This is a genomic window from Hyphomicrobium sp., from assembly GCF_036262015.1.
In the GTDB taxonomy this organism is placed as follows: domain Bacteria; phylum Pseudomonadota; class Alphaproteobacteria; order Rhizobiales; family Hyphomicrobiaceae; genus Hyphomicrobium_C.
Window position 1 is genome coordinate 1,103,993 of record NZ_DATAJR010000008.1, and the last position, 13,313, is coordinate 1,117,305.

At 61.7% G+C, this 13,313-nt stretch carries 13 protein-coding genes; 5 read left to right on the plus strand and 8 right to left on the minus strand.

Going from position 1 to position 13,313, the window contains the following annotated elements; genetic code table 11:
• Positions 1 to 206: 206 nt before the first annotated feature.
• Positions 207 to 1,697, minus strand: coding sequence for an ethanolamine permease (gene eat / locus VHO05_RS13700; RefSeq protein WP_329647141.1), 1,491 nt, complete (start codon positions 1,695 to 1,697; stop codon positions 207 to 209).
• 143 nt (positions 1,698 to 1,840) lie between these two features.
• Entirely contained in the window at positions 1,841 to 2,737 is an 897-nt protein-coding gene (locus VHO05_RS13705) for a diguanylate cyclase (protein ID WP_329647142.1), read from the minus strand.
• Positions 2,738 to 3,353: 616 nt separating this feature from the next.
• Here VHO05_RS13705 and VHO05_RS13710 point away from each other — a divergent pair.
• From VHO05_RS13710 to VHO05_RS13730, 5 genes are all read left to right on the plus strand, one after another.
• On the plus strand, positions 3,354 to 3,566 hold the full coding sequence (locus tag VHO05_RS13710; protein WP_329647143.1) for a NepR family anti-sigma factor: 213 nt from the start codon (positions 3,354 to 3,356) through the stop codon (positions 3,564 to 3,566).
• Between the two features lie 2 nt (positions 3,567 to 3,568).
• Positions 3,569 to 4,126, plus strand: coding sequence for a sigma-70 family RNA polymerase sigma factor (locus VHO05_RS13715; RefSeq protein ID WP_329647144.1), 558 nt, complete (start codon positions 3,569 to 3,571; stop codon positions 4,124 to 4,126).
• Between the two features lie 138 nt (positions 4,127 to 4,264).
• Positions 4,265 to 5,119 carry a response regulator gene (locus VHO05_RS13720; RefSeq protein ID WP_329647145.1) on the plus strand — a complete coding sequence of 285 codons (855 nt, stop codon included), beginning with the start codon at positions 4,265 to 4,267 and terminating at the stop codon, positions 5,117 to 5,119.
• A gap of 267 nt (positions 5,120 to 5,386) precedes the next feature.
• The gene (locus VHO05_RS13725) at positions 5,387 to 5,746 is read left to right on the plus strand and encodes a response regulator (RefSeq protein WP_329647146.1); all 360 of its coding nucleotides are present in this window, start codon (positions 5,387 to 5,389) and stop codon (positions 5,744 to 5,746) included.
• 120 nt (positions 5,747 to 5,866) lie between these two features.
• Positions 5,867 to 6,934 carry a sensor histidine kinase gene (locus tag VHO05_RS13730; protein WP_329647147.1) on the plus strand — a complete coding sequence of 356 codons (1,068 nt, stop codon included), beginning with the start codon at positions 5,867 to 5,869 and terminating at the stop codon, positions 6,932 to 6,934.
• On the opposite strand, the gene VHO05_RS13735 is transcribed toward VHO05_RS13730, so the two are convergent.
• Genes VHO05_RS13735 through VHO05_RS13760 form a run of 6 tightly spaced genes read right to left on the minus strand, consistent with a single transcriptional unit; the run spans position 6,931 to position 13,242 of the window.
• Positions 6,931 to 7,452, minus strand: coding sequence for a histidine phosphatase family protein (locus VHO05_RS13735; protein WP_329647148.1), 522 nt, complete (start codon positions 7,450 to 7,452; stop codon positions 6,931 to 6,933). The genes VHO05_RS13730 and VHO05_RS13735 overlap by 4 nt on opposite strands.
• A 54-nt stretch (positions 7,453 to 7,506) precedes the next feature.
• Positions 7,507 to 8,055 carry a formaldehyde-activating enzyme gene (gene fae, locus VHO05_RS13740; RefSeq protein ID WP_329647149.1) on the minus strand — a complete coding sequence of 183 codons (549 nt, stop codon included), beginning with the start codon at positions 8,053 to 8,055 and terminating at the stop codon, positions 7,507 to 7,509.
• An 18-nt stretch (positions 8,056 to 8,073) separates the two neighbouring features.
• A complete protein-coding gene (locus VHO05_RS13745; RefSeq protein ID WP_329647150.1) occupies positions 8,074 to 8,658 on the minus strand; it encodes a sarcosine oxidase subunit gamma in 585 nt (194 codons plus the stop codon).
• Positions 8,651 to 11,659 (minus strand): sarcosine oxidase subunit alpha family protein, encoded by a 3,009-nt coding sequence (locus VHO05_RS13750; protein ID WP_329647151.1) that lies wholly within the window; start codon positions 11,657 to 11,659, stop codon positions 8,651 to 8,653. The genes VHO05_RS13745 and VHO05_RS13750 overlap by 8 nt, the downstream gene beginning before the upstream one ends.
• Positions 11,659 to 11,955 (minus strand): sarcosine oxidase subunit delta, encoded by a 297-nt coding sequence (locus VHO05_RS13755; protein ID WP_329647152.1) that lies wholly within the window; start codon positions 11,953 to 11,955, stop codon positions 11,659 to 11,661. The genes VHO05_RS13750 and VHO05_RS13755 overlap by 1 nt, the downstream gene beginning before the upstream one ends.
• Before the next feature lie 27 nt (positions 11,956 to 11,982).
• Complete coding sequence (locus VHO05_RS13760) at positions 11,983 to 13,242, minus strand: sarcosine oxidase subunit beta family protein (protein ID WP_329647153.1); 1,260 nt, start codon at positions 13,240 to 13,242, stop codon at positions 11,983 to 11,985.
• Positions 13,243 to 13,313 lie beyond the last annotated feature (71 nt).

The window sequence follows — 13,313 nt, forward strand, 5'->3', positions numbered from 1 at the left end:
TGAATACAGCGATCTCCTGGCGACGGCTCTGTGTCAAGCGCTCTGCTCGAAGCTTCTTTCTCCGAGGTTGTCACGAGCCCGTCACAAGCCGCGATGTTGGCAAGGTGCTCCGTTATTGCAGCCTTTCAGCTGGGCATTGCCGCTTGTCTGAAAACAAAAGGGACCGAGCGAATGCCCGGCCCCTCTGCAATCCTGGTTTTCTGGAATTAGTGCGTCTCGTAGGCCTTCTCGCCCTTGGTCAGCGCGAACTCTTCCTCCGGCGAGAGGATGAGCTTGTGACGGCCGATCAGGGCGAAGTAGACGATGCCGATGGCGAACCAAGCCGCAACCCAGTAGACGCCAACTCGATAGACCGGGTCCTGGAGCTGCATGTAGATCGTCACCAGCGCGATGATGACCGTGAGCGCAGCGCCGACGGTACCAAGCGGGCTCTTGTACGGCCGCTCGAGGGTCGGGAAGTCCTTCTTCAGCTTGATGTAGGTGAGGCCCTGCATCACGTAGGAGAACATGGCGCCGAACACGGCCATGTTGAGAAGCGTGCCGCCGATTACCTTAGCGCCCTGGTCAGCGCCCTCGGCGAACCACACGATCATCATCACCGTGAGACCGAGCAAGGCGCCTGTAAACAAGGCGACGTGCGGGGTCTTGCGCGTGCCGTGGGTCACAGAAAGCGTGCGCGGGAAGTAGCCTGCGCGGGACAGCGAGTAGATCTGGCGTCCATAAGCGTAGATGATCGTATGGAAGCTCGCGATCAAGCCTGTCAGGGCCACGACTGCAAGCAGCGTTGCGATCTCGTTTCCGTACAGGGCGCGGAAACCGTCGAGCAGAGGTTCGCCCGATGCGCCGAGCTTGAAGGATCCGACACCGTTGACGGACGGGTTGAGCGTCAGCACCAAAAATGCCGAAAGAAGAAGCGTGAACATCCCAAGCATAATGCCCTTCGGCATGTCGCGCTTGGGATCGACCGACTCTTCTGCTGCAAGCGGAAGCTGTTCGATGGCGAGGAATAGCCAAACTGCGAAAGGCAGGCCGGCTAGAATACCGTACGCGCCGAGCGGCAGGAACGGTCCGTTACCTTCCGGAAGTTCAGTACCGTCGGAGCCGATATTCAAAGCCCAACGGTTGAAATCGATGTGCCCAATGGCGCTGACGTAGAATACAGCAAGGCACAGCAAAGCGAGGATTGTGATCACCAGCGAAAATTTGAACGACAGTTCGACGCCGATGTAGTTGAGGCCGACGAAGACGATATAGAAGCCAATCCAGAACAATGGCTGCATTTCCGCAGGTGCGCCGAGGATGGCCGCGGCATAGCTGCCGATGAAGAACACGATAACGGCGGGCGTGATGACGTATTCGACGTTTTCGGCAAGTCCTGTAAGAAAGCCGCCCCAGGGGCCGAATGCGGTGCGTGCGAAGGAATAAGCGCCGCCAGTGTGCGGCATGGCAGGGCTCATCTCCGCGAGGCTGAACGTCAGGCCCAGGTACATGATCGCGATGATGATAGTGGCGAAGAACATTCCGCCCCAACCACCTTGCGCGAGACCGAGATTCCAACCGGAGAAGTGACCTGAAATAACTGCGCCCACGCCGAGCGCCCAGAGCGACCAAACACCGGCATGACGTCTCAGGCCGCGTGCCTTGAAGTAAGCGTCATCTACTTTCTCGTAGGTAACGCCTTGCGTTGACTGCTGCATGTTGTGCTCCCCAAAGTGCGCCAATTTGGCGCGCCAAGGATATGTCAGCAGATCGGAAAAGCCATCAGTAGCTTAGGTAAATGTCCGTTTTTCTGATTTTGCTTATTTTTCGAGCAATGCGCTTATCGCTTGATCAGGCGAAATTAGGCTGTCTCCAGCGCGGGTTGTTTCTCTGCGGTCTGGACTTGGTTGCGCCCATTGTGCTTCGCAGTCATCAGCGCTCGATCGGCTCGCTGCAGTGCAACACCTAGCGACTCACCTTGATTCCATTCGGTTACACCGAAGCTGCATGTGGCGTTGAATGTGCCGTTCTCGTGCTCGAAGACGTGACCCTCGATGTTGGTGCGGATGACGTCGCACCAGTGGGCGGCTTGGGCTGCGTCGAGGACCGGGAACGCGAGCGCGTATTCCTGCCCGCCCAGCCGCGCCACGATGGGTGCCTCCTCGCCGGCGATCCGGGCGACCGCCTTGATAACCGTGTCGCCGACATCATTGCCGTAGGTGTCATTGATGTTCTTGAAGCGGTCGATGTCCAGAAGGCAGAGCGACAGGTGATCGGTCGGATCCAGTTCCAGGCGCTTCTCCTCCATCGCCGCTAGAAACGCGCGCCTATTGAGAACTCCGGTCAGATAGTCCGTGTGGGCCTGCTCAACGAGCTGGCGTTGCAGCGTGATGATGCGGTTGGCGGCGCGGAGCCGCGCCATCAGCTCTTCTCGGCGCACGGGTTTCACGGTGAAGTCATCTGCGCCGCAATCGAGGGCTTCTGCCAGCGCGCGTTCGCTGGTGTTGGACGACATGACAATGATGTGCAAGGGGCGCTTCTCGCCAACCAGCGTGCGCAGGTTCCAGCACAGCTCGAGCCCTGGAATGGGTTCGAGCTCGAGGCTCGTTAGAACGACATCCACGGAACGTGTGGCTTCGACGTACTGCAGGGCCAGATCGGATGCCGAGAAGCAATCGACGTAACAGCCAGTCGCTTCGAGTTCGATTGCGAGCTTCTGCTGAACGACCCGGCTTGGATCGACTATGACAACGTGCATCCGTTCTTCTTTTTTTGAATCCGACCACGGACCAGAAGACTTACACACGCTTGGTGAACAGCTGATTACCGCGGTTCACCCGGCGACGCCGTGGAGGTGTGGTGCCGGCAGTTTGATCGGGAGGGAACTGCCTGCCGGCACCACGAGCATGACGACACCCGTGCTCTAGGGTCGGGGAGGGGGTGCGGGTGGCGTCAGCTACAACATGCGAAAATCGGGTCGACTGAGCCGGGTTCACCGGATCTCGTCACAACGACCTATCGCCTTCGTCACCCAGACAACGCAAATCGGCTGGCTGGGTTCCGTCGCCTCAATTCCGCGGGGGTGGAACTTATTCCGGGCCCGAGCGTTTTGAGCCGTCGGGGCGGGAGGGGGAAAGCTAGCTTGTGGCCTCCATCCTTTTGCGTAATGCTCTGATAATAATTTGTTTTTCTCCGTTTTCCTTTTTCAACGAAAGTGGAGGAAAGAGCTGGGACATGGCGAGACAGGGGCGCATTTCAAAGTCAGAATTCGCGCGTTCGACGGAAACGAACCGATCGAACGTGTCGGCCCATGCGGGGCGGGAATGCCAGCGGCCGGTGCGAGCGTGCGAAGGATTCGGAGGGATAGAATACCAATGACCACTCCCAAACCCGTCCAACCGGCGAATATCGCGGCACAAGAGGCGGTGGATGCCGAGCCGGCGGCGAGCCTCGACGAGGCTATCCAGGGTGCGCTCGGGCGTAAGCTGCGCGAGAGCTACGACGAAGTTGTGCGCGAGCAGGTGCCCGACAAATTTCTCAAGCTGCTCGACCAGCTCAAGCATTCCGAAACCAGCAGCAAGGGCTGATAATGGTAGCGCCTGACTTCGAGCAATCCCTCGTCGGTGCGATTCCGCATCTCCGCGCCTTTGCGCGGTCGTTTGCGAACGATCCGGCGCGCGCTGACGATCTTGTGCAGGAAACGCTGGTGAAGGCATGGAACAGCAGGGAGTCCTTTACACCCGGCACCAACTTCCGCGCCTGGCTCTTCACCATTCTGCGCAACGTCTATTTTTCCCAGCATCGCAAGTTGCGCCGTGAGGTGGACGACCCAGATGAGCAGTATCAAAATTCTCTAGCCGTTCCGCCCGAGCAGTACGGCTATCTCGATCTTGCCGATTTCCGCACCGCGCTGAGCGCGCTTCCCTCCGATCAGCGCGAAGCCCTGGTTCTGGTCGGTGCAGAAGGGTTTTCCTATGAGGAAGCCGCTGAGATCTGCGGTTGCGCAGTTGGGACCATAAAAAGCCGCGTCAACCGGGCGAGAAACAGATTGATCGAGTTACTCGGCGATCCGGAGCTCAAGGGGACCGGGCACGCGAACCCGCAGGCCGCCAATTCCGGTTTGGTCAAGGACACCGCGCGCGGCTAAAGGGAGGCCAGCCTTCGCTCAGTCTACGGAAACATCAACTATTATTGATTGGAACTTTGAGGCTTGCCCGGGCGTTGAGCGCCAGGGTCGCGGCCCAGCCGGAATGGCTGAAGCGCCGCTAGGTAGGGAGAAAATCTCATGTCGCTCGCAGAAACAATCGCTCCACAACTTCCGTATCTGAGGCGCTTCGCTCGCGCCTTGACCGGGAGCCAGGAAAGTGGCGACGCCTATGTTGTCGCTGTGCTCGAGACGCTGGTGGCAGACCCGCAGAGCTTCCCTCAGGGAAACATGAAGCGCGTGGCGCTCTACAAGTGCTTCCTTAAAGTTTGGGATTCCATCAGCCTCAATCACGAGGCTTCATCACCCAAGACTCAGGCGGATCGCAGCCTTGAGGCGATCACGCCGCGACCCCGCCAAGCGTTTCTGCTGGCGTCTGTCGAGGGGTTCACCACGCAGCAGATCGCTGAGATTCTCAACTGCTCAACTGCCGAAGTCACCGCGTTGATTGAGGAGGCTGGCGAGCAGATCGCCGAGCAAACCGCGACCGACGTCTTGATCATCGAGGACGAGCCGTTGATTTCGATGGATCTCGAGGCCTTGGTTGGCGGGCTCGGCCATCGCGTTTCGGGTATCGCCAGAACGCACCGCGAAGCGCTTGCCGAGGTCAAGAAGAAGAAGCCCGGCCTCGTGCTTGCGGATATTCATCTCGCTGACGGAAGTTCCGGTCTAGACGCGGTTAACGAGATCCTGCTTGGGTTCAATCTTCCCGTTATTTTCATCACGGCTTTCCCCGAGCGTCTGCTTACCGGCGAGCGGCCCGAGCCTACGTTCCTGATCACCAAGCCGTTCGAGCCGAACACGGTGCGCGCGCTTGTCAGTCAGGCTCTGTTCTTCGGAACGGATGCTCGTATTCCTGATACGCCTGCTGGTGTTGGAAGCCAGCGCGGACCGCGTTTGGCAACCTCCGCCGGCGCGCGGGCGGCTCGGTCCTGAAGATCAGACGCTCTTGCATGAGAGGCGCGCCGATTGGGGCGTCTCTCAGTGACCTCGTTTTTGAACGAGGCCGGAAATTGGTCTGCGCGCGAGCATATTCCTACTAAGTTCCCAAAGGTGTGACGAATTTTTGTGTTGAATCACAGTCCAACGTGATTCAGGCTCATCCTTGAGCTCGGCCGTTTGGCCGAACACTCCGAGTGAATGCTTCTCGGCAATTGTCCATTGTCCGCGGGGCCAGTTCGGCGTGATAACAGGTAGGTTTGAATGGCGCGTGTGTTGGTTGTCGACGACGAAGCGCTGATTGCCATGATGCTCAGCGATCTCATCGTCGAGTATGGTCATGAAACCGTCGGTCCGGCGCATTCGGAGGATCAGGCCCTTCAACTGGTGGCCTCGACGCCGATTGATGCGGCCATCCTCGACGTGACGCTGGGGGACCACGACTGCTTTGCAGTGGCGGAAGCGCTGGGGGCGCGCGGTATTCCGTTTGCGTTCGCGACCGGACACGGCGTCCAATCGATGCCAGACGCGTTTCGAGAGCGCATCACAGTGTCCAAGCCCTTCGATTTTGACGTCGTGCGTAAGCTCATCGATGAGCTGGTTGCACCACAGCAGCATCTTTAGGGCGGGGGGCGTTTTGCAGGGCGGGGCGTCGGCGTTCATGAGCTTCGGACTTGTGGAACTTTGTCCGAACTGCGTGCGCTGAATCTCCAACGATGCCAGCGACAGCCCAATGGTCATTGAATGACAGATCCAGCGGCCTCCGCCGCAGTTCTCATTGTCGACGCAGTCGTTGCGCGGCATGCGGTCTATCGGAATCTTCTTGAAGATATCGTCTCGAGGGTGGTGACAGTCACACCGGGAGACGAGGCCGCCCGGCTTGCCGGAGACCCGGGGCTCTTAGCCATTATCATCAATCTCGAGGGGATCGGAGCGGACAACGAGAGCCGCTCCTCTGAGCTTGCATCGCTGCTCGGCGCTGCCGGGCGTACCCCGTTCGTACTAATCGCACACGACGTTGCCGATGCGCTCGCTCTCGAGGACCATATCCGAGGGTCCCTGGACTTTCTGGCGTGGCCGATCGTGCCGGCGTTCCTTCGTTCAAAGGTCGGCCTTCTGGCGGACCTCGCATATGCGCGACACCGGCTCGCTGACGCCGGGGCAGGTTCCGGCGCGCTCAATCACAAGATCGACGAATTGAAACGCGCCCTCGGCGAGGAAAGGCAAACAACCGAGCTTCTTCGCAGCCTCGTCGGCGAGCAAATCCATCGCAGCAAAAATCTTCTCGCGATCATCCAGTCCGTCTCCATGCGCACGCTCGGTGATGGCCGGGAGATGGGGGACGCGCGCGAGGCGTTGGCCGGCCGGTTGCGCGCGATGGCGCGTGCCCATGAGTTCCTAATAGCCGCCAACGGGCGGGGTACAGAGATCTCCGATATGGTCGAGGCGGGATTGGGGGCGGCTGCGCACCGTGCGACCGCCTCAGGACCGCCAGCCCGGCTTTCAGGATCTGTTGTCCTGACCTTCGTGCTTGCCATTCACGAGCTGGCGTCGAACGCGACGAAGTACGGTGCTTTCTCCGGGCCTGACGGATCGGTTGCTGTTGGCTGGACATTCTTCGAGACGGGACCGGACCGCTATCTTGAAGTTGCTTGGACGGAACGCGGAGGGCCACCGGTTCATGCGCCTCCGCGCCGCGGATTCGGCCTTGCGCTCGTGTCATCTTTGTCGAGGTCGGGCACCTTCAGCTTTGAACCGGACGGGTTCGCATGCCGAATGCGGCTCTCGCAGGACATGATCCTCGCGGATTAAGACGCCAAGCTGCGCGGCGTCGTGTAGTGCTGTAAGTGGCCGCTCGCGCTTGTCACGTCCTTCCAGTCCGCAACATCGAACGTCAGAACGGCCAGGGCGCCGGTGGGAAACTCGCGTGCGAGGGCAGCGAGCATCTTGTAGTCCCCTTCGCCCACCAGCTCGAGAGTGAGCGCGTGGAGCCCGGGATTATGCCCTACGACCAGGATGTGTGGCTCGCCGTCGCCATGCTGTGCGATCTGAGCCCGTATGGTTTCGGGCGCGGCAAGATAGAGAGCTTCGTCGTAAACGATGCGAGGCGCAGGTGGCCCAAGCTCGGCGAGCAACAGGCTCAGCGTTGCACGCGTCCGCATGGCGTCCGAGCAAAGCGCCAGGCTGGGGCGCAGTTTCTCGCGACGGATGAACTTGGCAATACCCGGCATCGCCTTGACGCCCCGTTTCGCGAGGGGGCGGTCATGGTCATCCAGCTCTGGGTCGGCCCAGCTTGATTTGGCGTGACGGAGGATCGAAAGGGTCAGCATTTGCCGAGCATGGCAAACTCACGTGCGCCGTCAAGTCCTTGTCCGGGCCGCGGGCTAAATCTCGCCCTTGAGACCCTTCTCGAAGTACTTGTGGATGATCTTGTCCTGGTTCTGAAGCAGCCAATCGATGGATGGCTCGTTCGTCATCGCCTTGTGGATGGCGCGCGTGGTGGCCTCGCGGTGGATGTCGAACAGGATCTTGTGATCGAGGTTGTCGATAGTGGCGACCGAGGGATTAAGCCAAACCGAGACGATGATCCCGAGATCGTTGGCCTTCTCCTTGGGGATGTCGCCGTTTCGGACCGCATCGAGGACGCCCATCGCGGTGGCGTACTGCACGGTTCCCATGAGAATATTCGTGTAGCGCTCGCTGGTGACGGTGACCTTGCTCACGCAGATCGTGGCCGGACGGACCATGACGTCGGTGTTGAGCAATGCGAGCACGCGGCTGTGGCCCGCTACCTGATTTCCGAGCAGGTTCGCGAATGCGGTACCGAGCGGGCCGTCCATCTCGCCGATGGCAACCTCGGGTTCCGCGGCCGTGCCGGGAGGACCACCTGCAACGAGCGCCTCACCAACGCGAATTCCAATGCGACCGCTCATATGTCTCTCCCGTCTCTATCAACGTGCCGATGCGAATTCGGCTGCGGCGTCGAACAACCAGTGTGCGAGGCTGTCGGCGTAGCTGCGGAACATTGCCAGCTCGTACGTCGGCTTCTCGTCGACTTGCCAAAGAATGACGCCGATGTGGCTTGCGTGCGTGATGGCGACATCACCCGGACGGAAAGCGCGTGGATGGAGGTCGACCGGTACGCCTTTGACGAGTACGTCTCGTGCGCGATCCCCCGAAACCCGCAGAATTACGCGACCATCGGACAAGTCCGCTACCGAGGCGGAGCCCGCGAGAGCGGTCTTGAGTTCGACCTCGAGATCGCGGTTGTTCTGGCCGCGTTCGGATATGGCCAGCCACTGGTCGGGGCCGGCCCAGACGAACGCCAATCCCGCGCTCTCGACTCGGCCTGGACGCTGCGGAAGATCCACACCATAGGTGGAGCGGATGGCTGCGAGGAGCGCATCCTTCTTACCCTTGAGCGCGGCAAGGCTGGCGATCGTCAGAGTCTCGCGCCTTTCGAGGGCGAGGCCCGGCACCGTCGGCGGATGCCAGTCGAGGAATGCCGACGTTGCCATCAATCCTTGATCAGCCACGGACGCGTCCTCCTTCGGGATCGACAAATACAGGCGATATGACCTCTACGAGGGTATCCCCGCCGCGCACCGGGTCGTAGGCGCGCACAATTTCTCCGATGCGGTCTGGCCCACGTTTCAGAAGGCCGAGGCCGACCCAGTGCCCGTTCGATGGCGAGAAGGCGACGGACGTCATGTAGCCATCGTCGTTGCTCGCATTGGGTGCCGCATCGCGGGCGATGAAGTGTGCACCCGACCGCAGGCGCTGGGAACGGTCTACGGGACGGAAGCCGATGAGCGCGGGGCGCTCCGGATCCTTGAGACCCGGCCGGTTGCCGAGCACATGGCCGACGAAGTCCTTCTTCGTCGAAACCATGCCGCCAAGTCCGACATCACGCGGGGTTGTCGTGCCGTTGAGCTCGGGACCGCTGATATGACCCTTCTCGATACGCATGACGCCGAGGGCTTCGGTGCCGTAAGCGCAGACGCCGAATTCCTTGCCGGCTTCCATGAGGCGGCGCATGAGGGCATCGCCGTAGCGGGCCGGGACGCCGATCTCGAAGGCGCGTTCGCCCGAGAACGAGAGACGGAACAGGCGGGCTTTGATGCCACCGCAGACCGAGATCTCGCCGACGCCGAGATAGGGGAAGCCCGCATCCGAAATATCGAACTTGGGATCGACAACCTTCTGCAGCAGGTCGCGGCATTTCGGTCCGGCGACCGCATACTGTGCCCACTGTTCGGTGGCGGAGACGATCTGAACATCAAGCTCCGGCCAGAGCCACTGAGCGCAATACTCCATGTGCTGCACGACCTTCACGGCATTCGCCGTGGTCGTGGTGATGAAGTAGTGGTTCTCGCCAAGGCGGGCGACGGTGCCGTCGTCCATCAGGATGCCGTCCTCGCGCAGCATGCCGCCGTAGCGGCATTTGCCGATGGCCAGCGTCTTGAGGCCGTTCATGTAAATCTTGTCGAGGAACGCGGCTGCGTCAGCGCCCTGGATGTCCACCTTTCCGAGGGTGGAGACGTCGCAGATGCCTACCGCATTGCGTACCGTATTCACTTCGCGCGTGACAGTTTCCAGCCAATCCTTCTCGCCAGGGCGCGGGAAGTAGCTCGGACGGAGCCAAAGCCCGGTCTCGACGAACACGCAGCCGTTTTCCTTCGCCCACTTGTAGGACGGGGGGAGACGGGTTGGCTTGAAGCTCTTTTCGCGGTGGTGGCCAGCAAATGCACCGATCGCAACCGGCGAATACGGCGGACGCGCGAGCGTCATGCCGGTTTCGGGAATGGACCGGCCGGTAAGCTCGGCCATGATCGCAAGAGCATTGACGTTGGCCGTGCGGCCCTGGTCGGTGGCCATACCGAGCGTGGTATAGCGCTTCAGGTGCTCGACCGACCGGAAGCCCTCGCGTTCGGCGAGGTCGATGTCGGTGACAGCCACGTCGTTCTGCTGATCGACGAAGGCCTTGCCGTCGGGATTGTCGACGCGCCACATCGGTGTGATGGCGTCGCTTTCGTCGTCAGCCTTCGGCACGATAACCGATACAGCCTTGAAGCCTGTCTGATCGGCCGCGGCCGAACCTGCGGCTGCACCACCGCTGAGCGACTTCGCCAGGCTGAACTCGCCTGCGACGGCACCGGCCAGCGTCATGTGCGGCGGGAAGGTGCCTGCGAGGAAGCAGTGCAGGCGATCATTCCAGGTCGGCTTGCCGCCGGTATGCGTGGTCAGCTGGATGTTCGGGTTCCAACCTCCCGACATGGCGATGAGATCGCATTCGAGCCGCACGATATCGCCGCTTTGCGTGCGCACGTTCGCGCCGGTCACACGCTTGCCGCCGATGGCTCCGGCCACAACTCCGCTCAGGATGAGCTTGGTGCCCGTGTCCATTGCCACGCGTTTCACGGCTTCGCTGGCTTGAGGGCGCGTATCGACAAGCGCTACGACCTCGGCTCCCGCCCGCTTGAGGGCAGCGGCCGTCGTTGCGCCGTAGTCATTGTTGGTGAACACGACCGCCCGGTGTCCGGGGACGACGCCGAACCGGTTGATGTACGTGCGCACGGCTCCTGCCAGCATGACGCCGGGACGATCGTTGCCGCCGAATACCAGCGGGCGTTCGGTGGCGCCGGATGCGAGCACGACTTTCTTGGCGACGATGCGCCAGAGCCGTTGCCGCGGGACGCCATTCGCCGCGAACGAGAGGTGATCGCTGACGCGTTCGACAGCGCCATAGGTGTTGCCATCGTACTGGCCGAACGCGGTCGTGCGGCGTAGGATGCGGACGGTTTCCGTGCGGGCGAGCTCCGCTTCGACGGTCCGAAGCCATTCGTGTGCGGGGTTGCCGCCGATGTCAGAACCGTCGTCAATGGCGCGTCCGCCGAGCGCTGCGTTCTCATCGACGAGGACTACGCGCGCGTTGGTGCGGGCTGCCGCAAGGGCTGCCATGAGGCCAGCCGGGCCGCCGCCGATGATGAGGACATCGGCAAACGCGGTCGCCTTTTCGTAGGTATCGGGATCGGCGTCGTCCGAGGCGCGGCCGAGACCTGCGGCGCGGCGGATGGCGGGTTCGTACAACTTCTCCCACAACGCCGCCGGCCACATGAAGGTCTTGTAGTAGAAGCCAGCCACGAAAACCGGCGACAGCAGCGAATTGACCGACATGACGTCGAAGTCGAGCGACGGCCAGCGGTTCTGGCTCGTGGCGGAAAGCCCGTCGTAGATCTCGGCCATAGTGGCCTTCGTGTTCGGCTCGCGGCGCTTGCCGGAGCGCAGCTCGACGAGCGCGTTCGGCTCCTCGGATCCGGCGCTCAGAATGCCGCGCGGGCGGTGATACTTGAATGACCGGCCGGTGAGCTTCACGCCGTTGGCCAGCAGCGCGGATGCCAACGTGTCGCCGGGATGGCCGGAGTACGTCTTGCCATCGAACGTGAAATGAAGCGTGCGGCTGCGATCGATCAAGCCGCCGCTATTGAGGCGGTTCGGCTGCGTGCTGTTGCTCGCATATTTGTGGGGCGTGGCCATCAGGTGGCGTCCTTCCCTTGAGACTTCTCGCCGAGGGCGACATCGCGCGCAGATTCGACTTTAGAGATCGCGTGCGTGGCGACATTGCGCGTTACAACCAGCCAAGCGTGGCAGCCGGCAGAGTGATACCAGAGCTCGCGGTGCTCGCCGGGCGGGTTGGTGCGCTCGTAGACGTAACGCGTGAAGTCGACCGCGGCGGTCGGGCTCGCGAAGTCGGGCCGTTTGACGGTTGCGTCGCCTGAGTACACGAACTCGTCGAGGCTGCGTTCGCCGCAATAGGGGCATGCGATTCTCATCGCCGGTGTTTCCTCTGGGGTTGCGCGTCAGTGCAGATTGGGATGCGGACCCATGCCCTTTTCGTCGATGGCATGGCCAGTGGCGAAGCGGTCGAGGCGGTAAGCACGCGCCACCTCATGCGGCTCGTCTCGCGCGATCAGATGCGCGAAGCAGAACCCGGACGCCGGCGTCGCCTTGAAGCCGCCGTAGCACCAGCCCGCGTTGAGGTAGAGGCCGGGTACGGGCGTGGTATCGATGATGGGGCTGCCATCCATGGACATGTCCATGATGCCGCCCCAATGGCGCAGCAGGCGGACGCGTCCAATACGTGGCATCAGGGCCATGCCGCCTTCGCAGACATCCTCGACGACCGGGAGGTTTCCGCGCTGGGCGTAGCTGTTGTAGCCGTCGAGGTCACCGCCGAACACGAGGCCGCCCTTGTCGGACTGGCTGATGTAGAAGTGACCCGCGCCGAAGGTGACGACACCATCGATGAACGGCTTGATGGATTCGGTGACGAACGCCTGGAGCACGTGGCTTTCGATGGGAAGACGGAGATCGGCCATAGCCGCGACGCGGGAAGAGCTGCCGGCAACGGCCATGGCCACTTTCTTCGCGCCGATGTAGCCGCGAGATGTCTCGACGCCTACAATGCGGCCGTTCTCGCGCTTGAAGCCCTTCACTTCGCAATTCTGGATAATGTCGACGCCGAGCTTGTCGGCGGCGCGTGCGTAGCCCCAGGCCACGGCGTCGTGACGAACCGTGCCGCCGCGGCGCTGCAGGAGGCCGCCGTGGATCGGAAAGCGGCCGTTCTCGAAGTTCAGGAAGGGAACCATCTTGCGGACGGCGGCCTGATCGAGCAGCTCGGCATCGACGCCGTGCAGCCGCATGGCGTTGCCGCGGCGTGCGAAGGCGTCGCGCTGCGCATCCGAGTGATAGAGGTTCAACACGCCGCGCTGGCTGACCATGGCGTTGTAGTTGAGGTCCTGCTCAAGGCCTTCCCAGAGCTTCATCGAAAGCTCGTAGAACGGGATATTGCCCGGCAGGAGGTAGTTCGAGCGGACGATGGTGGTGTTGCGGCCGACGTTGCCGCCGCCGATCCAGCCCTTCTCGAGCACCGCGATCTTCAGCGGGCCGTGGTTCTTGGCAAGGTAGTAGGCCGTTGCGAGGCCGTGACCGCCGCCGCCTACGATCACGACGTCGTAGTCTGACTTAGGCGCCGCGTCGCGCCACGCCGGGCCCCAACCCGTGTGGCCGCGCAGGGCTTCGCGAAGGACTGAGAAGATCGAATAATGGGCGCCTGACATCGGCTAGCTCGCTCCTCGGACTTGACGCTCAATGACTAAAAGAAAACGGTATTGTGGGCCATATAAGTGTT

Bases quoted from the DNA above. Each gene is read 5' to 3' on its own strand.
- eat (WP_329647141.1), bottom strand. From the start codon at position 1,697: ATGCAGCAGTCAACGCAAGGCGTTACCTACGAGAAAGTAGATGACGCT.
- VHO05_RS13705 (WP_329647142.1), bottom strand. From the start codon at position 2,737: ATGCACGTTGTCATAGTCGATCCAAGCCGGGTCGTTCAGCAGAAGCTC.
- VHO05_RS13710 (WP_329647143.1), top strand. From the start codon at position 3,354: ATGACCACTCCCAAACCCGTCCAACCGGCGAATATCGCGGCACAAGAG.
- VHO05_RS13715 (WP_329647144.1), top strand. From the start codon at position 3,569: ATGGTAGCGCCTGACTTCGAGCAATCCCTCGTCGGTGCGATTCCGCAT.
- VHO05_RS13720 (WP_329647145.1), top strand. From the start codon at position 4,265: ATGTCGCTCGCAGAAACAATCGCTCCACAACTTCCGTATCTGAGGCGC.
- VHO05_RS13725 (WP_329647146.1), top strand. From the start codon at position 5,387: ATGGCGCGTGTGTTGGTTGTCGACGACGAAGCGCTGATTGCCATGATG.
- VHO05_RS13730 (WP_329647147.1), top strand. From the start codon at position 5,867: ATGACAGATCCAGCGGCCTCCGCCGCAGTTCTCATTGTCGACGCAGTC.
- VHO05_RS13735 (WP_329647148.1), bottom strand. From the start codon at position 7,452: ATGCTGACCCTTTCGATCCTCCGTCACGCCAAATCAAGCTGGGCCGAC.
- fae (WP_329647149.1), bottom strand. From the start codon at position 8,055: ATGAGCGGTCGCATTGGAATTCGCGTTGGTGAGGCGCTCGTTGCAGGT.
- VHO05_RS13750 (WP_329647151.1), bottom strand. From the start codon at position 11,659: ATGGCCACGCCCCACAAATATGCGAGCAACAGCACGCAGCCGAACCGC.
- VHO05_RS13755 (WP_329647152.1), bottom strand. From the start codon at position 11,955: ATGAGAATCGCATGCCCCTATTGCGGCGAACGCAGCCTCGACGAGTTC.
- VHO05_RS13760 (WP_329647153.1), bottom strand. From the start codon at position 13,242: ATGTCAGGCGCCCATTATTCGATCTTCTCAGTCCTTCGCGAAGCCCTG.